General features: G+C 74.6%; 22 protein-coding genes. 11 read left to right on the forward strand and 11 right to left on the reverse strand.

Annotated elements, in window-relative coordinates; all coding sequences use genetic code 11:
* Nucleotides 1-54 precede the first annotated feature (54 nt).
* Nucleotides 55-1,011 (forward strand): zinc-binding dehydrogenase, encoded by a 957-nt coding sequence (locus ML5_RS30805; RefSeq protein ID WP_013477500.1) that lies wholly within the window; start codon nucleotides 55-57, stop codon nucleotides 1,009-1,011.
* A gap of 7 nt (nucleotides 1,012-1,018) precedes the next feature.
* On the opposite strand, the gene ML5_RS30810 is transcribed toward ML5_RS30805, so the two are convergent.
* From ML5_RS30810 to ML5_RS30820, 3 genes are all read right to left on the reverse strand, one after another.
* Nucleotides 1,019-2,176, reverse strand: coding sequence for a hypothetical protein (locus ML5_RS30810; protein ID WP_013477501.1), 1,158 nt, complete (start codon nucleotides 2,174-2,176; stop codon nucleotides 1,019-1,021).
* A gap of 65 nt (nucleotides 2,177-2,241) precedes the next feature.
* Nucleotides 2,242-2,499, reverse strand: coding sequence for a DUF6457 domain-containing protein (locus ML5_RS30815; RefSeq protein WP_013289326.1), 258 nt, complete (start codon nucleotides 2,497-2,499; stop codon nucleotides 2,242-2,244).
* The gene (locus tag ML5_RS30820) at nucleotides 2,496-3,215 is read right to left on the reverse strand and encodes a molybdenum cofactor guanylyltransferase (RefSeq protein ID WP_013477502.1); all 720 of its coding nucleotides are present in this window, start codon (nucleotides 3,213-3,215) and stop codon (nucleotides 2,496-2,498) included. Before ML5_RS30820 ends, ML5_RS30815 begins: the two co-directional genes overlap by 4 nt.
* Nucleotides 3,216-3,470: 255 nt before the next feature.
* On the opposite strand from ML5_RS30820, the gene fdhD reads away from it, so the two are divergent.
* Complete coding sequence (fdhD, locus tag ML5_RS30825) at nucleotides 3,471-4,325, forward strand: formate dehydrogenase accessory sulfurtransferase FdhD (protein WP_013477503.1); 855 nt, start codon at nucleotides 3,471-3,473, stop codon at nucleotides 4,323-4,325.
* Between the two features lie 65 nt (nucleotides 4,326-4,390).
* Here fdhD and ML5_RS30830 read toward each other — a convergent pair whose 3' ends face one another.
* Nucleotides 4,391-5,593, reverse strand: a complete 1,203-nt coding sequence (locus ML5_RS30830) for a DUF4192 domain-containing protein (RefSeq protein WP_013477504.1) — start codon at nucleotides 5,591-5,593, stop codon at nucleotides 4,391-4,393.
* Nucleotides 5,594-5,745: 152 nt separating this feature from the next.
* On the opposite strand from ML5_RS30830, the gene ML5_RS30835 reads away from it, so the two are divergent.
* The 5 genes from ML5_RS30835 to ML5_RS30855 all read left to right on the forward strand — a co-directional run bounded on the left by ML5_RS30835 (nucleotide 5,746) and on the right by ML5_RS30855 (nucleotide 12,481).
* A complete protein-coding gene (locus tag ML5_RS30835) occupies nucleotides 5,746-6,660 on the forward strand; it encodes a fructosamine kinase family protein (protein WP_013477505.1) in 915 nt (304 codons plus the stop codon).
* A complete protein-coding gene (gene moaA / locus ML5_RS30840) occupies nucleotides 6,657-7,670 on the forward strand; it encodes a GTP 3',8-cyclase MoaA (protein WP_013477506.1) in 1,014 nt (337 codons plus the stop codon). The genes ML5_RS30835 and moaA overlap by 4 nt, the downstream gene beginning before the upstream one ends.
* Before the next feature lie 2 nt (nucleotides 7,671-7,672).
* On the forward strand, nucleotides 7,673-7,918 hold the full coding sequence (locus ML5_RS30845) for a MoaD/ThiS family protein (RefSeq protein ID WP_013289332.1): 246 nt from the start codon (nucleotides 7,673-7,675) through the stop codon (nucleotides 7,916-7,918).
* Nucleotides 7,919-7,938: 20 nt separating this feature from the next.
* Entirely contained in the window at nucleotides 7,939-9,201 is a 1,263-nt protein-coding gene (locus ML5_RS30850; protein WP_369752063.1) for a metallophosphoesterase, read from the forward strand.
* Nucleotides 9,202-9,295: 94 nt separating this feature from the next.
* Nucleotides 9,296-12,481 carry a UvrD-helicase domain-containing protein gene (locus tag ML5_RS30855; RefSeq protein ID WP_013477508.1) on the forward strand — a complete coding sequence of 1,062 codons (3,186 nt, stop codon included), beginning with the start codon at nucleotides 9,296-9,298 and terminating at the stop codon, nucleotides 12,479-12,481.
* A 31-nt stretch (nucleotides 12,482-12,512) separates the two neighbouring features.
* On the opposite strand, the gene ML5_RS30860 is transcribed toward ML5_RS30855, so the two are convergent.
* Nucleotides 12,513-13,148 (reverse strand): A24 family peptidase, encoded by a 636-nt coding sequence (locus ML5_RS30860; RefSeq protein ID WP_013477509.1) that lies wholly within the window; start codon nucleotides 13,146-13,148, stop codon nucleotides 12,513-12,515.
* A gap of 11 nt (nucleotides 13,149-13,159) precedes the next feature.
* A complete protein-coding gene (locus ML5_RS30865) occupies nucleotides 13,160-14,167 on the reverse strand; it encodes an EamA family transporter (RefSeq protein WP_232236626.1) in 1,008 nt (335 codons plus the stop codon).
* A gap of 85 nt (nucleotides 14,168-14,252) precedes the next feature.
* Between ML5_RS30865 and ML5_RS30870 the strand changes: the two genes are divergently transcribed.
* Both ML5_RS30870 and ML5_RS30875 read left to right on the forward strand, forming a co-directional pair.
* The gene (locus ML5_RS30870; protein ID WP_013477510.1) at nucleotides 14,253-15,086 is read left to right on the forward strand and encodes a hypothetical protein; all 834 of its coding nucleotides are present in this window, start codon (nucleotides 14,253-14,255) and stop codon (nucleotides 15,084-15,086) included.
* Nucleotides 15,087-15,229: 143 nt separating this feature from the next.
* Nucleotides 15,230-16,465 (forward strand): ATP-binding protein, encoded by a 1,236-nt coding sequence (locus ML5_RS30875; protein ID WP_041784376.1) that lies wholly within the window; start codon nucleotides 15,230-15,232, stop codon nucleotides 16,463-16,465.
* Nucleotides 16,466-16,522: 57 nt separating this feature from the next.
* Here ML5_RS30875 and ML5_RS30880 read toward each other — a convergent pair whose 3' ends face one another.
* Nucleotides 16,523-17,068, reverse strand: coding sequence for a GNAT family N-acetyltransferase (locus ML5_RS30880; RefSeq protein WP_013289339.1), 546 nt, complete (start codon nucleotides 17,066-17,068; stop codon nucleotides 16,523-16,525).
* A gap of 135 nt (nucleotides 17,069-17,203) precedes the next feature.
* Here ML5_RS30880 and ML5_RS30885 point away from each other — a divergent pair, with 135 nt between their 5' ends.
* Both ML5_RS30885 and ML5_RS30890 read left to right on the forward strand, forming a co-directional pair.
* Entirely contained in the window at nucleotides 17,204-17,749 is a 546-nt protein-coding gene (locus ML5_RS30885) for a DoxX family protein (protein ID WP_013477511.1), read from the forward strand.
* Between the two features lie 207 nt (nucleotides 17,750-17,956).
* Complete coding sequence (locus tag ML5_RS30890; protein WP_013289341.1) at nucleotides 17,957-19,381, forward strand: glycosyltransferase 87 family protein; 1,425 nt, start codon at nucleotides 17,957-17,959, stop codon at nucleotides 19,379-19,381.
* Nucleotides 19,382-19,385: 4 nt separating this feature from the next.
* On the opposite strand, the gene ML5_RS30895 is transcribed toward ML5_RS30890, so the two are convergent.
* The 4 genes from ML5_RS30895 to moaC are packed head-to-tail and all read right to left on the reverse strand — an operon-like array spanning nucleotide 19,386 to nucleotide 22,102.
* Entirely contained in the window at nucleotides 19,386-19,811 is a 426-nt protein-coding gene (locus ML5_RS30895; RefSeq protein ID WP_176921779.1) for a molybdenum cofactor biosynthesis protein MoaE, read from the reverse strand.
* 35 nt (nucleotides 19,812-19,846) lie between these two features.
* Entirely contained in the window at nucleotides 19,847-21,106 is a 1,260-nt protein-coding gene (locus ML5_RS30900; protein ID WP_013477513.1) for a molybdopterin molybdotransferase MoeA, read from the reverse strand.
* A 37-nt stretch (nucleotides 21,107-21,143) separates the two neighbouring features.
* Complete coding sequence (locus tag ML5_RS30905) at nucleotides 21,144-21,614, reverse strand: molybdenum cofactor biosynthesis protein B (RefSeq protein ID WP_013477514.1); 471 nt, start codon at nucleotides 21,612-21,614, stop codon at nucleotides 21,144-21,146.
* Nucleotides 21,611-22,102: a cyclic pyranopterin monophosphate synthase MoaC gene (gene moaC / locus ML5_RS30910; RefSeq protein WP_013289345.1), complete on the reverse strand. Its 492-nt coding sequence runs from the start codon at nucleotides 22,100-22,102 to the stop codon at nucleotides 21,611-21,613. The genes ML5_RS30905 and moaC overlap by 4 nt, the downstream gene beginning before the upstream one ends.
* Nucleotides 22,103-22,202 lie beyond the last annotated feature (100 nt).

A 22,202-nucleotide genomic window follows, 5' to 3' on the forward strand; every position in this document is an offset into this window, starting at 1 on the left:
CTCGCTTCATGTCGTGCACTGACACCGGTGACCGGCGGGACGCGAGGGGGCGGTATGCGTGCGGTGTGGCTGCGGGAGTTCGGCGGACCGGAGGTGCTCGTGCCGGGGACGGCGCCCGACCCGGCACCCGGACCGGGCCAGGTGCTCGTCGACGTGGCACACGCGAACATCACGTTCGTCGAGACGATGTTCCGGGCCAGCGGCTTCGGACCGTTCGGCACCGAACTGCCGGTGATCCCCGGTAACGGGGTCGGCGGGACGATCACCGCGCTGGGACCGGGCGCCGACCCGGCGCTCGCCGGCCGCGTCGTGGTCACCGCCACCGGCGGCACCGGCGGGTACGCCGAGCGCGTCGTGGTCGACCAGGGTGCGCCTGTCCCCGTACCCCCGGGGTTGCCGCTGGACGCGGCGGTGGCGCTGATGGCCGACGGCCGGACCGCCCTGATGCTGGCCCGGGCGGCCGGGCTGCGGCGCGGTGACCGCGTCCTGGTGGAGGCGGCGGCCGGCGGGGTCGGATCGCTGCTGGTCCAACTCGCCGCACGGGCCGGCGCCACGGTGGTGGCCGCCGTCGGCGGCTCCCGCAAGGTGGCCGTGCTCCGTGCCGCCGGGCTCGACGTCGTGGTCGACTACCGGCAGGCGGGCTGGGCCGACCGGGTCCGGGACTCGGTGGGCGCCGTCGACGTGGTGTTCGACGGCGTCGGCGGGCCGCTCGCCCGGGAGGCGTTCGACCTGCTGGCCCCCGGGGGACGGATGCTCAGCTTCGGGCTGGCCGGCGGCACCTGGGCGGACATCCCGGCCGAGTCGGCAGCCGCACGCGGGGTGACGCTGCTGAGCCCCCGGCCCGGCCCGGACGAGCTGCGCGCCCTCACCGAGGCGGCGCTCGCCGAGGGCGCGGCCGGGCGGCTGCGGCCGCTGATCGGGCAGCGCTTCCCGCTGGACCGGGCCGCCGCCGCGCACGCCGCGATCGAGGCCCGTCGGACGGTGGGCAAGACGCTGCTCGACGTACGCTGAGCAGCGCTCAGAGGTACATGCCGGTGCGGTGCTCCTCGGCCCGGGCCGGCTTGTCGCCCTCGCCGAAGAAGCGCTTGCCGCCGAACTCGCCGTGCAGACGGTCGTCCAGCTCGTCGGCGAGACCGGTCATCACCTGCACCGCGAGCATCAGATGGGTGGGCTGGAAGTTGCGGCCGAACACCGGGATCGAGGCCCACACCGTGTCGTCGGCGCAGTAGAGCCGACCGATCGGCATCCGGTTGGTCAGCTCGGAGAGCTTCACGTAGAGGCGCTCGGTCGGCTCGACCTCGGTCAGCACCGGCGAGAAGACGTCCACGAGCGGCGGGTTGTCGCGCACCCGCACGAAGACCATGGCCGAGCCGGCCCGGATGTTGATGTCACCGTCGGAGTCGACCTGAAGCTGGTCGGACGCGGACTTCAGCATTGTCGACACGACGGTGCGGACCCGCTCCTCCAGGGCCAGCACGTCGTTCTCGCCCGACTGCGCGGCCGCCGCCGCGGCCAGCGCCTCGTCCAGGTCGGCCTCGACGTCGCGGTCCGGGCCGAACTCGCTGCGCGCGGTACCGAGCGGCTCCACGGGAAGCGCCTCGCCCTCGGCGTCGTGCACCAGGTAGACGAGGAAGGCCGGGTGCGGCGCGCCGTAGACGTCCCGCAGCGTCCGGGACAGCACGGCGGCCAGCCGGGTCGCCTCGTCGGTGCCGCAGTCCAGCCCGAACTGCTCCCCGGAACCCGGCACCACACCCGGCGGCGACCAGCCGAGCGCCACCATGTCGGCCACCGCGGCCCGGTCCAGCCGGTAGCCCTGCGGCAGCGTGGCGTTTCCGACCGCGCGGGCCGAGAGACGGCCCGCCTCGCCCGCGTCCACGCTCACCGAGTAGACGGCGTCGCCGGTGCCCGAGGCGGTCGGGTCGAGCGTGACCTCCAGGTGCCCGCCGGAGGGCAGCCCGCGCAGCCGGTCGGCGAGTGCCCGGGCGAACTCCCGCCAGGCCTCGGTGACCTTGGCCCGCAGATCAGCGGTGGTCGGCTCGTCGAGCAGGATCGACTCGTGGTGCTGCTCCGGCGCGCCGCCGGTGGCCTGATGCGCCGACGTGGCGCCGGTGGCGTGGTGCTCCGGCGCGCCGCCGGCAGGCTCGTCGACCGGCTCCGAGGGGTGGTCTGCCGTCATGATCGCCTCCGTCCGTTCCCGCCACCCTACCCAGGCGCGAAGGGGACCGAATCCCGCGCGAGGCGCTAATCCTCAGGCGTGGAACCACCCAGGTCCACCGGCCAGGAACCGGCCAGCGCACTGAGCCGCTCGGCCGCCGCGGCCGGGTCCGCGCCGCGCCCCACCGCCAGCCCCAGCAGGTACGCGGTGACCGGCGCTCCCGGCCGGACCACCTGGTGGGCCACGTCCCGGGCCACGTCGAGCACTGTCGGCACGGGCACCCCCGCCGGGTCCAGGTCCAGTTCGGCGCAGACCGCCGTGACCCAGTCGTCCAGCACCGTCATCTCGTCCACTCCTCCGCCCGGCGTACGTCCTCGTCAGTGTCGCAGTCGAACCACGGCGGCGGCCCCGAGCCGGACCAGGACACCTCGCGTACGGCGACGTCGGCCAGCAGCCCGCGTACCGGCGCGCCGTCGAGCGAGCCGCCCCGCGTCGTGGCGAGCCGGTCGAGGGCGGACCGCAGGGCCGGTACCTGCCAGAGGGCGCACAGGTGCTGGCGGCGGCCGTTCCCGTCCACGTAGCAGGCGAGCGCGGCGGACCGACCGTCCAGCGTCTCCCGCCAGGCGGCGGGCGCGTCTTCCGACCTGGCGGTGGCAGGTGCGTCTTCCGGCCCGGCGGCTGCGGCGTCGAGCGCGGGCGGCGGGTCGTCGCGGGAGTGACAGGCGGCGAGCGCGCGTCGCAGCTCGGCCACCGCTGCGGTGGTGAGCAGCGGCAGGTCGGCGGCGAGCACTGCGACTGTCGTCGTACCGGGGTCGAGCAACGCCAACCCGGCTGCCGTAGCGGCCACCGGACCGCCCCCGGGCGGCTCTTCCCGGGCTGTCCGGACTCCCGTGGGCAGCGGGCCGGACGAGCCGACCACGATCCGCTGGTCCGCGTCGGCCACCGCGTCCAGCACCCGGTGCAGCATCGGCCGGCCGCCTACTGCCCGGGCCGGCTTGTCCACCCCGCCCATCCGCCGGGCCGCGCCACCGGCGAGCAGGATCGCCGCGTACCCCGTCACTGCCTCACAGTAGCCACAGCCACGACCGCCGGTCCGGCTCGGGCCTCTGCCCAGCGTTGTCGGCGGTTTTCCGACGTTGATCGACTGCTTTCCGCCGAAGTGGTGGCATCCAGGGCCCTCCGATACCGCCACTTCGCCGAACTGGCGTCGATCATCGGGCCTGGGGCCGGCCTCGGTGGGTGGGTGGTGGGTGGGTGGGGGCGGGAAGACCTGGGGCGACGTGCGGGCGGCGGGACGCCCGGGGAGGATGGCGGCATGGGACGGGCGACGGATCGGCGTGGTGTGCTGCGGATCGACCTCGACGCGGCCGGGGACGGCCGGGGGCGGATCGGCCGGCAGGACAACCTGGCCGTGGAGGAGCCGCTGGAGATCCGCGTCGGCGCGGCCGGTCCGGGACGACGCCGGCCGCTGGCGGTGACGATGCGTACTCCCGGCGACGATCTGGACCTGGCGATCGGCTTCCTGCTCACCGAAGGGCTGATCCGGTCGGCGGAGGACGTGCACACCGCGCAGCTCTGCGCCGGGGCGGAGACCCCGAACACCTACAACGTGGTCGACGTGGTGCTCTCGCCCGGCGTGCCGGAGCCCGTCACCGACCCGTCGCGCAACTTCTACACCACCAGCTCGTGCGGCGTGTGCGGCAAGGCGAGCATCGACTCGGTACGCACCCGCTCGCAGTTCGCGGTGCGGGACGACCCGCTGGTGGTCACCGCCGAACTGCTGGCCGGGCTGCCGGACCGGCTGCGCGCCGCGCAGCGCGCCTTCGACCGCACCGGCGGCCTGCACGCCGCCGGCCTCTTCACCCCCGACGGGGAGCTGGTCGTGCTGCGCGAGGACGTCGGGCGCCACAACGCGGTGGACAAGGTGCTCGGCTGGGCCACCCGGGAAGGGCGGTTGCCGCTGGCCGGGCACGTCCTGCTGGTCTCCGGACGGGCCAGCTTCGAACTCACCCAGAAGGCGTGGATGGCGGGCGTGCCGCTGCTCGCGGCGGTGTCCGCGCCGAGCACGCTCGCGGTCGAGCTGGCCGAGGAGGCCGGGATGACGCTGGTCGGCTTCCTGCGCGGGCCGACCATGAACGTCTACGCCGGGGCGGCGCGCATCGGCGAGTGACCGCTCACCGGCGTGGCGGCCGCCGGCGGCCCGGTAGGCGGATGACCGCCCGGCAGGGTGACCGCTCATCGGCGTGGCCTGCGTCGGCGGCGCCGCAGCACCGCGCCGTCGTCGGAACCGGGCCACCCGTCCAGTGCCGACGGGGCGACTCCCCGCCGGAGCGCCTCGTCGAGCAGCACCGCGAGCGAGTAGCCGGGGTGGGCGGACAACACCCGTTCCAGGGCGACAGCGGCAAGTGCCCCGTGCCCCGATCGCCACGCGGCGAACGCCAGCAGACAGCCCGGCGCGGCGATCAGGTCCGGCTCGGCGCGTCGCAGCACGTCCGTCCAGAGGCTGATGTCCTCGTCCCGGCCGTCGGTGCGGGACCAGGCGTGATCGCGTACCGCGACGTGGGTGAGGAGCACTGTCAGCCAGGCCACCTCGTCGTCGTCCAGCCGCTCACCGCGCCGCTGCCGGCGGAAGGCCGCTCGCACCGCGGCCGTGCCCGCCGTCCGCACGGCCCGCGGCTCCCCACCTGATCCGGCACCACCTGCCGGCACCTGGGACTTGCCGCCCGACCCGGGCCCGCCAACCGGGACCGACGACTCCCCCTCCGGCCCAGCACCATCCGCCGGAACCGGCGGCTCCGCACCCGCCCTCGAACTGTCGGCTGGCAAGCCTCCGGCCGGGCTCCCTGCCGACGGCGTGGACGGCCGTCCGGTGAGCGCGGCCAGGCGGAGGCGTGCCCGACCGGTGGCCCGGCGCATGGCGAGCCGGACCGGCCCGTCGAGCGGGGACACCTGCGCCGCGAGCGCGGCCCGGTCGGGCAGGGCCACCTGACCGGCGAACACAGCCGCCGCGCTGACCTGGCTGGCGGCCGGGTCGTACGGGGTGCCCTCGGGCGGGCAGCAGGACGGCTCGACGCAGAGGTACGAGAACCAGCGGCCCTCGGTGACCCGCAGCGCGTCGAGCACGACCAACCCGGCGGCGGTCAGCGCGTCGCCGATCGCGTCGACGACGCCCGTCACCCGGGCGGCCGGACCGTAGCCGACGACTGTGGCGGCGTCGGCGTCCTGCCGGGCCACCACCTGGGCCAGGTGCCGGGCCGCCGGACCGGGGTCGGCACCCGGTGCGGGCAGGTCGCCACGGGCGGCGAAGACGACGCGGCGGCCGCGTACCGCGACCACCACCACGCTGTCGGCGGGATGGAAGCCGAGCAGGTAGGGCACGGCCGCGACCATGTCGGCCGGCGAGCGGACGGAGAGGCGCGCTGGCTCGGTGGAGTTCATGCCGGGAGCGTGGGCGGTCGCGCGTCACCGCGTTCGCCCCTGTGGACGACACGCGGTCCGTCCACAGATACGGAGCGTATCGGTCCAGGTCAGCGACGATCGGCGGTGCCGCCCGGCACACAGATGTCCGGGGTAACCGCTACCTTGCGCACATGGACCTGGCGTACCTGCGGGCACACCCGGAGCACCTGCCGACCTTCCTGACCCACCAGCGGATCCGGGAGACCCCGGTCTCCGGCGGTGACATCTGCGCCGCCTCCCGGCTCACGCTCGACGACGGGCACTCGGTGTTCGCCAAGACCTGGCCGGAACGGGCGGCGCGTCCGCTGCCGGAGGGCTTCTTCGCCGCCGAGGCGGCCGGGCTGCGCTGGCTGCGCGAGGCCGGCCCGGTGCCCGTACCGGATGTGCTCGTCGCGTTGCCCGACCTGCTGGCGCTCGACTGGGTGGAGCCCGGCGAGCCGACGCCGGAGGCCGCGGAGGCGTTCGGCCGCGATCTGGCCGGGCTGCACCGCGCCGGGGCGCCCGCGTTCGGCGCGGACTGGCCGGGGTTCATCGGCGCGCTGCCGCAGGACAACACGCCCGACCCCGGTCCCTGGCCGGACTGGTTCGCCCGGCGCCGCCTGCTGCCCTACCTGCGCATGTCGGTCGACGGCGGCGCGCTCGACGGCGCCGGGGCGGCGCTCGTCGAGCAGGTCGTCGAGCGGATCGGCGAGTTCGGCGGTGACGAGCAGCCGGCCCGGCTGCACGGCGATCTCTGGCCCGGCAACCTGCTCTGGGGCGCCGACGGCCGGGTCTGGCTGGTCGACCCGGCCGCGCACGGCGGCCACCGCGAGACCGACCTGGCCCAGCTCGCGCTGTTCGGCGGTCCGCCGCACCTGGACCGGATCACGGCCGCCTACCGGGAGGCGTGGCCGCTCGCCGACGGGTGGCGGGAACGTGTACCGCTGCACCAGTTGCATCTGCTGCTCGTGCACACCGCGATCTTCGGCGCGGCGTACGCGGACGCGGTCCGCTCCACCGCCCGTGCCGCCCTCCGGGGGCCCGACCGCGCTACGGTCGAGGGATGAGCGCCCCCCGGACGGCCGACGGCGTCCTCGCCGACCGGTACGGCCGTGTCGCCCGGGACCTACGGGTCTCGCTCACCGACAAGTGCAACCTGCGCTGCACCTACTGCATGCCGGCGGAGGGCCTGCCCTGGCTGGCCAATCCGCAGCTGCTCACCGACGACGAGATCATCCGGCTGGTGGGTGTCGCGGTCTCCCGGCTCGGCATCACCGAGGTGCGCTTCACCGGCGGCGAGCCGCTGATCAGGCCGGGCCTGCCGGGCATCGTGGCCGCGGTCGCCGCGCTCACGCCCCGGCCGCGCATCTCGCTGACCACGAACGGCATCGGTCTGGCCCGCATGGCGCCGGCGCTGCGTGCCGCCGGGCTGGATCGCGTCAACGTCTCCCTCGACACGCTGGACCGGGACCGGTTCACCGCGCTGACCCGCCGCGACCGGCTCGCCGACGTGCTCGCCGGGCTGGCCGGGGCCGCGGAAGCCGGGCTGACCCCAGTGAAGATCAACTCGGTGCTCATGCGCGGCACGAACGACGACGAGGCGCCCGCGCTGCTCCGGTTCGCGCTCGCGCACGGCTACGAGCTGCGGTTCATCGAGCAGATGCCGCTCGACGCCCAGCACGGCTGGGACCGCTCGACCATGGTCACCGCCGACGAGATCCTGGCCTCCCTGCACGCCGCGTTCGCGCTGACGCCGGACCCGTCCGAGCGCGGTGCGGCACCGGCCGAGACGTGGCTGGTGGACGGCGGGCCGGCCCGGGTCGGGGTGATCGCCAGCGTGACCCGGCCGTTCTGCGGCGACTGCGACCGCACCCGGCTCACCGCCGACGGCCAGGTGCGCAACTGCCTGTTCGCCACCGAGGAGTCGGACCTGCGCGGCGCGTTGCGCGACGGCGCGGACGACGAGGAGCTGGCTCGCCGCTGGCGCGCCGCGATGTGGGCCAAGCGGGCCGGGCACGGCATCGACGACCCGACGTTCCTCCAGCCCGCGCGCTCGATGTCGGCGATCGGAGGCTGAGGGTGGAGCTCACGGTCCGCTACTTCGCCGGGGCCCGCGCGGCCGCGGGACGATCCGAGGAGACCGCATCCGCCGGCCGGTCCCTGGACGAACTCCTCGATGACCTGGCCGCCCGGCACGGCGAACGCCTCGCGGTGGTGCTGAAGGCGGCGAGTTTCCTGGTCGACGGCGTGGCCTGTCATGATCGACGGGCACTGTTGCCGGCCGGGGTGACGGTGGACGTGCTGCCGCCCTTCGCGGGCGGCTGAGGGGGGCACACGTGCTGGCCATGGCGACATTCCTGGGCTTCGTCGTGCTCGTGATCGGCCTGATCCACTTCTACCTGTGGAGGCGGCTGGTCCGGGACACCACGCGCCCCGGGCGGTGGCGCCGGGCCGGTGGCGTGACGATCGCGGCGCTGGCGGTGCTCGTGCCGGTGACCATGGCGGGCACGCGCAACGGCTGGTACTGGCTCGCCTGGCCCGGCTACCTCTGGGTCGCGCTCATGTTCTACCTGCTGGTGCTGCTGCTGGTGCTGGAGGTGCCGACCGCTGTGGTCCGGCTCGTGCTGCGTCGGCGGGCCCGCTCGGCGGTCGCCGCCGGCCCGGAGCCCGAGCCCGCGCTCGTGGGCGCGGCGACGGCGGACGGTCCGACGCCGCCGCCGGTCGACCCCACCGACGCGCCGCCGGCCGGCACCCACGCGCCGGACCACGACCCCTCCCGGCGGCTGCTGCTCGCGCGCGGGGCGGCGATCTTCGCCGGGCTCACCGCCGCCGGTGTCACCGGGTACGGCGTCCGCAACGCGATGGGTCCGCCGCAGCTCGACCGGGTGCAGATCCCGCTGGCCAAGCTGCCCCGCAGCATGGACGGACTGCGCATCGCCACCGTCTCCGACATCCACATCGGGCCGTTGCGCGGCCGGGCGCACACCGAGCGGATCGTCGCGATGATCAACCGGATGGACGCCGACCTGGTCGCCGTGGTCGGTGACCTGGTCGACGGCACGGTGGCCGAACTGGGCGAGGCCGCCGAGCCGCTGCGCGACCTGCGGTCCCGGTACGGGAGCTTCTTCGTCACCGGCAACCACGAGTACTACTCGGGCGTCGAGGAGTGGGTCCGCGAGGTGGACCGGCTCGGCCTGCGCGTGCTGCAGAACGAGCGGCAGGAGATCCAGGCCCGGGGCGGCGTGCTGGATCTGGCCGGGGTGAACGACGTGAGCGCCGCCGGCACCGGGGTGGCCGGGCCCGCCGACTACGCCGCTGCTCTCGGCGACCGTGACCCGAGCCGGCCGGTGGTGTTGCTGGCGCACCAGCCGGTGGCCGCGCAGGAGGCGGCGAAGTTCGGCGTCGACCTCCAGCTCTCCGGGCACACGCACGGCGGCCAGATGGTGCCGTTCAACCTGGCGGTGAAGCTCGAACAGCCGGTGGTCTCCGGTCTCGGCGAGGTCGACGGCACGAAGGTGTACGTCACGAACGGCGCCGGTTTCTGGGGCCCGCCGGTGCGGGTGGGCGCGCCTCCCCAGGTGACGCTCGTCGAGCTGCGCGCTCAATAGCGTGCATGGGCCGCCGAGTCCAGCACCGCATTGCTCAGGTCACCCGTACGCGTGGCGACGGGCGGGCGGGGGACCGGACGTGACAGGATGCGGCGTGCCTCCGTTCAGCGCCGCACCCCCCGGTGGCCTCCCGCCGTACGTCGCGGATCTGCACATCCACTCGAAGTACTCCCGCGCGTGCAGCCGCGACCTGACCCTGCCGAACCTGGCCTGGTGGGCCCGGCGCAAGGGCATCGGCGTGCTCGGCACCGGCGACTTCACCCATCCCGCCTGGTACGACCACCTGCGCGAGACGCTGCACCCGGCCGAGCCGGGCCTGTACCGGCTCTCACCCGAGGCGGAACGGGACGTCGCCCGGCGGCTGCCGCCCCGGCTGGCCAGTGAGGCGGAGGCCGACCCGGTCCGGTACATGCTGAGCGTGGAGATCTCCACGATCTACAAGCGCGACGACCGGACGCGCAAGGTGCATCACCTGATCTACCTGCCGGACCTGGACGCGGTGGCCCGGTTCAACACCGCGCTGGGCCGGATCGGCAACCTCGGCTCGGACGGCCGGCCGATCCTCGGGCTGGACTCCCGCGACCTGCTGGAGATCACGCTGGAGGCGAGCCCGGACGGCTACCTGGTGCCCGCGCACATCTGGACGCCCTGGTTCTCCGCGCTCGGCTCGAAGTCCGGCTTCGACGCGATCGCCGACTGCTACGCCGACCTGGCCGAGCACATCTTCGCGGTGGAGACCGGCCTGTCGTCCGATCCGGAGATAAACTGGCGGGTCGGCAGCCTGGACCGCTACCAGCTGGTGTCGAACTCGGACGCCCACTCGCCGCCCGCGCTGGCCCGGGAGGCCACGGTCCTCACCGCGGCCCGCGACTACTTCGCCATCCGCGAGGCGTTGCGGACCGGCGACGGGCTCGCGGGCACCGTCGAGTTCTTCCCGGAGGAGGGCAAGTACCACGCCGACGGGCACCGGCTGTGCGGCGTGAACTGGTCGCCAGAGCGGACCCGCGAGGCGGGCGGACGCTGCCCGGAGTGCGGCAAGCCGCTGACTGTGGGCGTACTCAGCCGGGTCGAGGAGCTGGCGGACCGCCCGGCGGGGCACCGGCCGGCGCACGCCCGCGAGGTGACCCATCTGGTGCCGCTGGCCGAGATCCTGGGCGAGCTGAACCGGGTCGGCGCGCGGTCGAAGAAGGTCGAGGGCAAGCTCAACGAGCTGATCGCCGCGCTCGGACCGGAGCTGGAGATCCTCACGCGTACCCCGATCGAGGAGATCGGCCGCGTCGGCGGCGAGCTGCTCGCGGAGGGCATCGGCCGGCTGCGCCGCGGCGACGTGCGCCGGGTGCCGGGCTACGACGGGGAGTACGGCGTGATCACGCTGTTCGACCCGGCGGAACTGGGCGCCGGGGGTGCCCGGGCCGGGCAGGAGACGCTGTTCGACGTACCGGTGCCCGCGCAGCGGCGGCCGGCGGAGTCGGCGCCGAAGCCGAAGGCCAAGCGCCCGGCGCCGGCCCGGCCGGAGCCGAAGCGCACGCCGCCGCCAGCGCCCCCGATCGCGCCGCCGCCGTCTCCGCACGAGCCGTTCGAGCCGATGCTCGCCGGGATGGAGGAGGTCGGCACCGGCCTGCTGGACCGGCTGGACGCGATGCAGCGGGTGGCCGCGTCGGCGCCGGGTGGCCCGCTGCTGATCGTGGCCGGTCCGGGCACCGGCAAGACGCGCACGCTCACCCACCGGATCGCGTATCTGTGTGCGGAGCTGAACGTATTCCCTGATCAGTGCCTGGCGATCACGTTCACCCGGCGGGCGGCCGAGGAGCTGCGGCACCGGCTGGACGGGCTGCTCGGCCCGGTCGCCGAGGACGTCACAGTGGGTACGTTCCACTCGCTCGGCCTGACCGTGCTGCGGGAGAACGCGACGGCGGCCGGGCTGCCGGCGGACTTCCGGATCGCCGACGAGGCGGACCGGGCGGCGGCGCGCGCCGAGGCCGGTGACGACGACGAGCGGTACGTGGCACTGCTGCGCAAGCGGGACCTGGTCGACCTGGACGAGCTGCTGACGCTGCCGGTGGCCCTGCTGAAGGGTGACCGGAAGCTGGTCCGCGAGTACCGCGAGCGGTGGAAGTGGATCTTCGTTGACGAGTACCAGGACGTCGACGCGGTGCAGTACGAGCTGCTGCGGCTGCTCAGCCCGCCGGACGGCAACCTGTGCGCGATCGGTGACCCGGACCAGGCGATCTACTCGTTCCGGGGCGCCGACGTGGGCTACTTCCTGCGGTTCTCGCAGGACTTCACCGACGCGCGGCTGGTCCGGCTGAACCGCAACTACCGCTCCTCCGCGCCGATCCTGGCCGCCGCGGTGCAGGCCATCGCGCCGTCGTCGCTGGTGCGCGGCCGGCGTCTCGACCCGGCCCGGCTCGACCCGGAGGCGCCGCTGGTCGGCCGGTACGCGGCGAGTTCCGCCTACGACGAGGCCGACTTCGTGGTCCGTACCGTGGACGAGCTGGTCGGCGGCCTGTCCCACCGCTCGCTCGACTCGGGTCGGATCGACGGGCGGACCACCTCGCTGTCCTTCTCCGACATCGCGGTGCTCTACCGGACCGACGCGCAGGCCGCACCGATCGTGGACGCGCTGGCCCGGGCGAACATCCCGGTGCAGAAGCGCTCGCACGACCGGCTGCGCGACCGTCCCGGCGTGCCCGCAATCGCCCGCGAGCTGCGCCACGCCGGTCTGGACGGTTCGCTCGCGGCCCGGGTACGGCAGGCCGGGCAGATCCTGGCCGAGCGCTTCGCCGTGCCCACGCTCGACGGTTCCGGCGCGGTACGCCCCGAGGACGTCCGCACGGCGGTGGACCTGCTCACCCCGCTGGCCCGGCGTTGCGGCGACGACCTCGACCTGTTCCTCAACCAGCTCGCCACCGGCGCGGAGGTGGACGCGCTCGACCCGCGCGCCGAGGCGGTCACGCTGCTCACGCTGCACGCCGCGAAGGGTCTGGAGTTCCCGGTGGTGTTCCTGGTCGGCGCCGAGGACGGGCTGCTGCCGCTGCGCTGGCCCGGATCCGAGCCGGACGACGACGCGGTGGCCGAGGAGCGCCGGCTGTTCTTCGTCGGGCTGACCCGGGCACAGGACCGGCTCTACGTGAGCCACGCGGGCCGCCGCGCCCGGCACGGCGCGGAACGCGACACCCGCCCGTCGCCGTTCCTCGACGTGATCGACCCGGCGCTGTTCGAGCGTCTGGACGCGACCGAGCCCCGCCGTCCGAAGGACCACCAGCTCCGTCTGATCTGACCGCCCGCGGCGCCCGGGCCGAGCGCGCAGGTCAGCCGAGGACGGCGGCGAGCCACGCGCCGCCGAGCAGCGCCGGGCCGAACGGCACCGGCGTGTCCCGGCGTACCCGGCCGGCGGCGAGCAGGACCAGCACCGTGACTCCGGCGAGCACGTGCGGCAGGATCAGCCCGAGCCGCAGCGCCGGCCAGCCGAGCCAGCCCAGCGGCAGCCCGAGCGCGGCGGCGAGCTTCACGTCGCCGAAGCCGAGCCGGGCGCGGGGCAGCAGCGCCAGCAGCGCGTACCCGATGAAGGAGAGCGTGGCTCCGGCCACCGCGACGGCCAGGTGGCGCGGTTCGCCGGTCGTCGCTGTGGCAGCGGCCGGTCCGAGCCCGCCGCCGAGCGCGACCAGGCCGACGAGCGGGTCGGGCAGCCGCAGCGCGGTCAGGTCGGTGACCACGAGGACCAACCCGGTGGCGGCGACCGGCAGCAGCGCGGCCAGCGCCGGATCGGCGCCCCGGGCGGCGGCGAGCCCGCCGAACACCACGGCGCCGACGAGGGCGAGCACACTCCGGTTCGGAGTTCGGACCCGGCCGTCGGTGTCGGGAACGAAGGACCGCCCGGCCGGGACCGCCGCCCACCCGGCCGCCGCGCCCAGCAGCGCGATCCCCGTCACCAGCAGCGCCGACACGGGCCGGGACGCTACCGCCCGGCCGGCTCCCCGGCCGTCCCGTCGACGGCTGGTGGCGGGGACCGGCGGGGACGCTCGGTGCTCACCACCACCGCCACGCCGACCACGATGACCGCACCGCCCATCAGCACCTGCGAGGTGATCGGTTCCGCGACGAACAAGGCGCCGAGTGCCACCGCGACCACCGGGTTCACGTACGCGTACGTGGAGACCAGCGAGATCGGCGCGTGGGCGAGCAGCCAGACGTACGCGGTGAAGGCGACCAGCGAACCGGCCACCATCAGGTAGGCCATCGCCGCCCAGGACCGTCCGGTCACGTCCGCGAAGGAGAAGCCGCGCAGCTCACCTCGGGCCACGCCGACGAGCGCGAGCACCGCAGCGCCGGCGACCATCTCGTAGACGGTGGCCACGAACGGGTCGGCGGGCATCCGGATCTTCCCGGACAGGTACGAGCCGACCGACCAGCTCGCCGCCGCGGCGACCACTGTCAGCGCGCCTGCCACCGGCACGCCGTCCACCCCGTCGCGGGGCAGCACGAGCAGGACCAGACCGGCGAAGCCGAGTGCCACTCCGAGGAACGTCCACGGTCGCGGCCGGTCCCCACCTGCCGTCCGCAGCAGGACCACGAGCAGCGGCACGGTGGCGACGAGCAGCGCCGCCACCCCGGACGGTACGGCGGTCCCGGCCGGGCCGGACTCGGCGAGCACCACCAGGCCGTTGCCGCCGGCGAGCAGCAGCACACCGACGAGCGCGGCGGAGCCGACGCGGCGTGCGGGCACCCGCAACGCGCCGGGTCCACGTCGCAGGCGCAGCACCACGGCGAGCACCACCGCGGCGGCGGCGAACCGCATCGCCGCGGAGATCAGTGGCGGCAGGGACTCGACAGCGACCCGGATGCCCAGGTAGGTCGAGCCCCAGAGCAGGTAGACCAGCACGAGTGCGGTCCAGATCAGCGCGGTGCGGGCCGGCGGCGTCGCGGAATCGACAACGTTCGTCGCACTCGTGGGGCGTGAGCTCATCGTGGGACCACGCTACGGTGACCACGGCGTCGGCGTCCCCAGTTGGTGGCCGGCCTCTCAGCACTGGCGTACGCAGGAGGCGTTCATGTCGAACTTCGGTCCACCGGGCGGCGGCTCTCCCGAGCCCTGGGGACGGCCCGACGACGGCTACGCCCCGCAGCCCGATCCTCGCTACGCCCCGCCGGGCGACCCGCGTTACGCCCCGCAGCCCGACCCGCAGTACGGCCCGCCGACCCAGCAGTACGGCCCCGCCGACCGGTACGGCCCGCCCGCCCAGCAGTACGGTTCCGGCGACCGCTACGGCCCGCCGGCCGATCAGTACGGGCCGCCGAAGCAGCGCTACGAGCCAGGACCGGCCTGGTCACCCGGGCCGCCGCAGCAGGGCCACCCGGGTGACCCCTATGCCGGGCCGCCGTACGGCGGCGGGCAACCGCCGTACGCCGAGCCGACGCCGCCGAAGCGCGGGAAGGGCCCGCTGCTGGTGGTGGTGATCGTGCTGGCCGTGCTGCTGCTGGGCGGCGCCGGGGCGTACTGGATGCTGGGCCGGGACGAGCAGAGCCCGACCGGCGGCACGACCGCTGCCACCGAGCCGGCCGCGGATCCGACCGGCGAGGCCGCGCCGCCGAGCGAACCGGCCGACACGACGCCCACGACGGCGGCCCCGGCCTCGTCGACCGATCCGCGTTTCGTCAAGGCGGGCCAGTGCGTCGCCAACGAGGGTGGCGGCGGCCAGCCGAAGCTGGTGATCGCCGACTGCGCCCCGAAGACGTACGAGGTGCTGCGCCGCATCGACGGCGCGACGAGCGGCAAGAAGGACGCGGAGGCGAAGTGCGGGAAGGTGGCCGGTTACACCGACTGGTACTTCTTCGACAGTGAGCTGGACACGCTCGACTTCGTGCTCTGCCTGAAGCGCCGCTGACCCTGTCCGCCTGTCGGTAACCAAAACTAGGGCTGTCTAGCGTGGATGCTAGACAGCCCTAGTTTTCTGTCGAGGCCGACACGCGGTAGCCGCCTCTATGCGCATCTAGCCTGGTCGCTAGAGAACCCGATACTGTGCGATTCGTGGATCCGGTCCGCAACCCGTACGCACCGGGCGCCGGCCAGCGCCCGCCCGAACTCGCCGGGCGGGGGCGGGAACTGGACGTCTTCGACGTGGTGCTGGAACGGATCGCCCGCGGTCGCCCCGAACGCAGCCTGATGCTCACCGGCCTGCGGGGAGTCGGCAAGACGGTCCTGCTCAACACGCTGCGCTCCGAGGCAATCAACCACCTCTGGGGCACCGGCAAGATCGAGGCCCGGCCGGACCAGTCGCTGCGCCGCCCGATCGCCGCCGCGCTGCACATGGCCGTCCGCGAGCTGGCGCCCCGGCACCGTGCCCCGGACCGGATCGACGCGTTCCTCGGCGTCCTCAAGGCGTTCGCGCAACGCTCCACCCCCACCGGGCGGGGCGGCGCGGCACCCAAGCTGCGCGACCGCTGGCAGCCCGGCATCGACGTACCCGCGAGCAGCGGGCGCGCCGACTCCGGCGACATCGAGATCGACCTGGTCGAACTGCTCAGCGACGCGGCGGCGGTCGCCACCGACGTCGGCACCGGCATCGCGATCTTCATCGACGAGATGCAGGACGTCGGCGCCGAGGACGTCTCCGCGCTCTGCGCCGCCTGCCACGAGCTGTCCCAGCTCGGCGCGCCGCTCATCGTCGTGGGCGCGGGCCTGCCGCACCTGCCTGCCGTGCTCAGCGCGGCCAAGTCGTACTCCGAGCGGCTCTACCGCTACCAGCGCATCGACCGGCTCGACCGGATCGCCGCCGACCAGGCGCTCTGCGCGCCGGCCGAGCGGGAGGAGGTCGAGTACGAGCAGAAAGCCCTCGACCTGCTCTACGAGAAGTCCGGTGGTTATCCCTACTTCGTCCAGGCGTACGGGAAGGCCACCTGGGACCACGCACCCCGCTCCCCGATCACCGCGGCGGACGTCCGGGTCGCCGCGCCCGAGGCGGAAGCCGAACTGGCGGTGGGGTTCTTCGGCTCCCGGTTCGAGCGGGCCACGCCTGCCGAACGCGAGTACATGCGCGCGATGGCCACGCTGGCGCTGGTGGACGGCGAGGAGGGCGGCCGGGACGACATGGACGCGGCGGTGCCGACCGCAGAGATCGCCCGCGCGCTCGGCCGCAAACCGGCCAGCCTCTCCCCGGCGCGTGATGCGCTGATCAAGAAGGGGCTGATCTACTCCGGCGAGCGGGGGACTGTGGCGTTCACAGTGCCGCACTTCGGCCGCTACCTGCGTACCCAGCCCGCCTGACGGCTCAGGCCGCTCGGGCCGCGCGGTCTCAGGCCGCTCGGCCGCGATCCGGACCGCTCAGACCCGCGACCACGGTGGCGGGAAGACCACCTCGCCGGACGGCGGTGACGGCTCTCCGCTCGCCGACGGCGGCAGCACCAGCGCCTGCCACGGCTCCCCCAGCCCGGACCAGGGACTGGTCAGGCCCAGCCGGTCCGCCGGGCCGAACCCGAACCGCCGGTAGTAGGCCGGGTCGCCCAGCACCACCACCAGCCGCTCGCCCAGCTCGGTCGCGGCGTCCAGTGCCGCCTGCACCGCCGCCGTGCCGTGCCCCAGCCGCTGCCGGTGCCGCGCCACCGCCACCGGACCCAGGGCCAGCGCCGGCCAGGTGCCGCGTTCGGTGCGTACGCCGACGCGCGTGAGCAGCGCGTACGCCACCACCTCGCCGCCGTACTCGGCGACCATGGCCAGCTCCGGGATCCACGCCGGGCTGTGCCGCAGCTCCTCGACCAGGCCGACCTCCGGTGGGGTGGCCACGTCGGGACGGGCGAAGGCGGCGGCCAGCACCCGGGCCACCGGCGCCTCGTCGGCGGGGCCCTCGGGGCGCAGTCGCAGCGTCGTCACCCGCGCGACCTTACCGAACGCAACCGGTCCATCCGCGACGGTCGCTGAAATCGATACCGTTCGGACGTCCACGTCGGCCGATACCTTTCGTGTGTTGCGGGGATGACGACGCCCCCGACGGGGTAAGACTGAGCCATGAAGCCCGTGCGCTCCCTCGCCCGAGTTATGTTGAGCGGCATCTTCGTGGTCAGCGGCGCCCGCAACCTGCGCAACCCGGAACGCCTGGTGCAGGCCGCGGAACCGGTCACCGGGAAGGTCGCCCCGCTGATCCAGAACGTGCACCCCCGCATCCCCACCGACACGGTCTCGCTGATCCGGGCCAACGCCGCCACCCAGCTGGTCGGCGGCCTGATGCTCGCCACCGGCCGGTTCACCCGTCCGGCCGCGCTGGTGCTCGCGGGCACGCTCATCCCGACCACCGCCGCCGGCCACGCCTTCTGGAACAACGACGACCCGGCCGCGCGCAACAACAACCAGATCCACTTCCTGAAGAACCTCGGCCTGCTCGGTGGCCTCCTCCTCGCCGCCGCCGACACCGAGGGCAAGCCGGGGCTGCGCTGGCGCGCCGGCCACCGGATCGACCACTCTCGCCGGTCGGTCAGGCGCGCGGTCCGCACGGCGCGCCGCGAGACGAAGATCGCCGTACGCTCCGCGGCGACCGCCCGCCGCATGCCCGGCTGACCAGGCACTCTGTACGGCCTACCACCCCCCGCAAGGCCACCAATCACCTGAACCGTCCGAGACCCGTTAACGCGGTGGAAATGTCAAAAACACGTGTGGGATCGGACACGGTCGCGTAACGCGGGAGGCAGCAACGTGAGGCGCCGTTCTAGGCTCCGTTCTGGACCTGGACGGGTACGACGACCTTGGTACGGGGGTGGCCACGCCATGCCGACGACAGTCGGTAGACGGACCAACCGCCTCGCCCCGACCTCCCGCGTCGACCGCCGGATCGTGGTGCGTCTCGGCGTCGTCGCCGCCGTGTCGTACGCCGCGTGGCTCGCCATCGGCGCCTTCGGACGGCCGTACAACTTCTTCGACATGAAGATCTACCACGGCGCGGTGCTGTGGTGGGCCGGCGGCAACGAGCTGTACGACTTCGTCGCGCCCTCGACCACGCTGGGCTTCACCTACCCCCCGTTCGCCGCCCTGGTCATGCTGCCGATGTCGTGGCTGCCGGTCGACGGCGCCGGCTTCGTCAACGCGCTCGCCAGCATCGGCGCGCTCGCCGTCGTCCTCGCGGCGCTGCTACGCCCCATCGTGGACCGGCTCGGCTGGCCGCTCTGGTTCACCGTCGGCATCGCCACCCCGCTCGCAGTCGCCATCGAGCCGTCCCGGGAGACGCTCGGCTACGGGCAGGTCAACCTGCTGCTGTTCGCGCTGATCATGGCGGACATGGTGGGCCTGCGCTGGCGGGCCAAGCGGGGCACCCACTACGAGACGGCCGATTCGCCGCTGGCCCGGTTCGTCTACAGCGGCGCCTGGGCCGGTGTGGGCATCGGGCTCGCCACGGCGGTCAAGCTCACCCCGGCGCTGTTCGTGGCCTATCTGATGCTCACCCGGCAGTGGCGGGCCGCGCTCACCGCTGTCGGCACCGCCATCGGCGTGACCATCGCTACGTTCGGTGTGCTCGGTGAGGAGTCCCGCGCGTACTTCGCCGACGTGCTCTGGCAGACCGAGCGGGTCGGCGCGGCGGACATGACCGCCAACCAGTCCCTCGCCGGTCTGCTGGCGCGCCTCTACGACTCGATCGAGACGCCCGGCCTGCTCTGGCTGGCGTTCTCGGTGCTCATCCTGGCGCTGGGCCTGTCCCGGGCGATGAGCGCCCGCGCCGACGGCGACGAGCTGACCGCGTTCACGCTGGTCGGGCTCACCGCCAACGTGATCAGCCCGATCTCCTGGTCGCACCACCTGATCTGGGTCATCCCGGCGATCATCGTGCTGGCCGACGCCGCGGTACGCCGCCGCGAAGCCAGCCGCGGCCTGCCCCCGCGCGGCACCGGCGGTCCCTCGGCCAACGGTGTGCCGGCACTGCGCCCGCCGATCTGGTACCCGACGCTGACCGGGCTCCGCCACGGCGTCGGCGCGCTCGGGCTCTACCTGCTGTTCCTGATCTCACCGATCTGGCCGTACGAGCACCAGCTCCCCGAGGTGTCCCACTACCAGGACGGCCTGTTCGGCGCGCTGATGGAGAACTCCCTGGCCATCGCGCTGATCGTGCTCGTCGCGGCGCTGCCGTGGCGTCCCGGCGCCGAGCCGGCGTTCTACCACGAGCGGCTGGGCCGCACCGCCGCGCTCGCCGCCCGGCGCTGAGCCCTCAGGGGCAGTTCACCCATTCCTCGGTGCCGTCGTCGAAGACCTGCCGCTTCCAGATCGGCAGCCGCGCCTTCACCTCGTCGACCAGCCGGGCGCAGGCGGCGAACGCGGCCGCGCGGTGCGCCGTGCTGACCGCCGCCACCAGTGCCACGTCACCGATCTCCAGCGGGCCGATCCGGTGCGACACCGCCACCGCGTACACCTGCGGGTCGGCCGCCACCTCGGCCGCCACCTCGCGCAGCACCGCCTCGGCGGTGGGGTGGCCCTCGTACTCCAGCCGGGTGACCGCCCGCCCGTGGTCGTGGTCGCGGACCACGCCCTGGAAGGACACCACCGCGCCGGCACGGCGGTCGGCGACCGCCGCCTCGTGCGCGGCCAGGTCGAGCGGCCGGTCGGTCACCGCGCCGAGCACCACGCCTGCTTCCACTGTCACGACGTCTCCCGTCGGCTCGTTCGTCGCGCTCACCCGAATCGCTCCCCGGGGGTCAGTGGCAGCGGCACCAGCGGCACCCGGTCGCCGGCCGCGCCGCTGGTGCCGGGCCGGATCATCGCGAACCCGTCCGCGCCGGCCAGCCCACGCAGCATCGCCGAGCCGACGTGCCGCACCGGGTACGCGGTGCCGGCGACGCGGTCCCAGCGGGCCAGCGCCAGATGGGTGTAGTCGCCGCGCCCGGGAATCGGCTCGGCCAGTGTCACGTGCGGCAGTACCGGCATCTGCCGGCCGGTGAGACCGGCGAGCAGGGGCGCGACGAGCGACACGAGCGCCACCACGGCCGACTGCGGGTTGCCGGGCAGACCGGCCACGAACCGCACCCGCCCGTCGCCGTCCACCAGCCGGGCGAGCAGCATCGGGAAACCCGGGCGCACCGCCACGGTGTTCACCACGTAGTCGGCGCCGAGCGCCTCCAGCGTCGGGTGCAGATGGTCGACCGGACCGTGCATGGTGCCGCCGGTGGTGCAGACCAGGTCGGCGTTGGCGAGCGCGCCCCGCAGCGCCGCCACGTGCGCGGGCAGCGTGTCGGCGACCGGGCCGACCACGTCGGCCGCGCGCACCTGGCAGCCGTAGCGGCGCAGCCAGGCCGGCACCGACGGACCGAGCGCGTCACGGACCCGCCCGGCGCCGGGCGGACCGGAGGTGAGCAGTTCGTCGCCGAAGACCAGGAGCGCGGCCCGGGGTGGGCGGCGGACCCGCAGCGTGTCGTGCCCGCAGGAGGCGGCCAGGCCGATCACCGCCGGGTCCACGGGCGTGCCGGCGGGCAGCAGTACCTCCCCGAGGTGCGCCTCCTCGCCCGGCTCCCGCCACTCCGGCGCCGGGCGGGGCGTGCCGGACACCAGGCCGTCCGACGTACGCGTCGACTCCTCGATCCGCAGGATCGCCGTCGTGCCCTCGGGAACCATCGCGCCGGTGGCGATCTCCACCGTGCTGCAGTCGGCCTCCAGCGGAGGCGCGGTCTGCCCGGCGAGCACCCGCCCGACCACCCGCCACGGCCCCGCGCCGCGCACCGCCCAGCCGTCCACGCTGGAGGTGGGGAACGCCGGCAGGTCGGTGCGCGTGGTCAGCGGCTCGGCCAGGGTGTGCCCGTCGGCCTCGGCAAGCGGACGGGCGACCGCGGGGAGCGCGGCGGACAGACCCACCGCGTACACCCGGGAGCGGGCCTCCTCCCACCCGGCCGGTGGTGGCGTGCCGGCCTCGGCCGCGGCGGCTTCGGTTTCCGTGCTCATCCGGCGAGCCTAACGCCGGGGCACGTGCCGCGCGGGTTCAGTGGTCGCCGCCGCGAAGCTGGTCGACGGCGTGCCGCAGGATCGGGCCGAGCACCGCCAGACCGTCCCGGGCGCCACCGCGTGAGCCGGGCAGGTTGACCACGAGCGTCCGGCCGGTCACCCCGGCCAGCCCGCGGGACAACGCAGCCGTCGGCACGGTGTCGCGGCTGTGCGCGCGAATCGCCTCGGCGATGCCGGGGATCTCGTAGTCGAGCAGCGCGCGCGTCACGTCGGGCGTGCGGTCGGTCGGGGTGATGCCGGTGCCACCGCTGGTCAGCACCACGTCGACGCCGTCTGCGCGGGCGGCACGCAGGGCGTCGCCGACCGGTTCGCCGTCGGGCACCACCACCGGAGCGTCGACCTCGCAGCCCAGCTCGCGCAGCCCGGTCACGAGCAGCGGGCCGCTGGTGTCCTCGTACACCCCGGCGGCAGCCCGGTTGGACGCCACGATCACCCGGGCCCGGATCACGGCCGGTCCTCCGGCCGGACCCACTCGCCGGTCTTGCCGCCCTCCTTGCGGAGCACCCGGACGGCGTCCACCGAGGCGGCCGGGTCGACCGCCTTCACCATGTCGACCAGGGCGAGCCCGGCGACCGCCACGGCGGTCAGCGCCTCCATCTCCACGCCCGTGCGGTCGGCGGTCTTCGCGGTGGCGGTGATCTCCACCGTGTCGGCGGTGAGGTCGAGGTCGACTGTGACGCCGTGCAACGCGATCGGGTGGCAGAGCGGGATCAGGTCGGGCGTGCGCTTGGCGCCCATGATGCCGGCGAGCCGGCCGACGGCGAGCGCGTCGCCCTTGGGCAGGCCGTCGCGGCGCAGCAACTCCACCACCTCGGCAGTGGTGCGGAGGCGGCCGGCGGCGACCGCGAGCCGGCCCGAGACCGGCTTGGCGGAGACGTCGACCATCCGGGCCGCACCGGCCGGGTCGACGTGGGTGAGCTGCGCGGGTTCGGTCACGGCCCGACCCTATCCGCCGGGTACGACGACGCGGGTGCTCCGGCCTGCCCGGGTGCCGCGGCCTGCGGCGGGGAGGAGCGTCGTGTCGGGTGCCGGTGCA

It is taken from the genome of Micromonospora sp. L5, assembly GCF_000177655.2.
GTDB classification, from domain to species: Bacteria; Actinomycetota; Actinomycetes; order Mycobacteriales; family Micromonosporaceae; genus Micromonospora; species Micromonospora aurantiaca.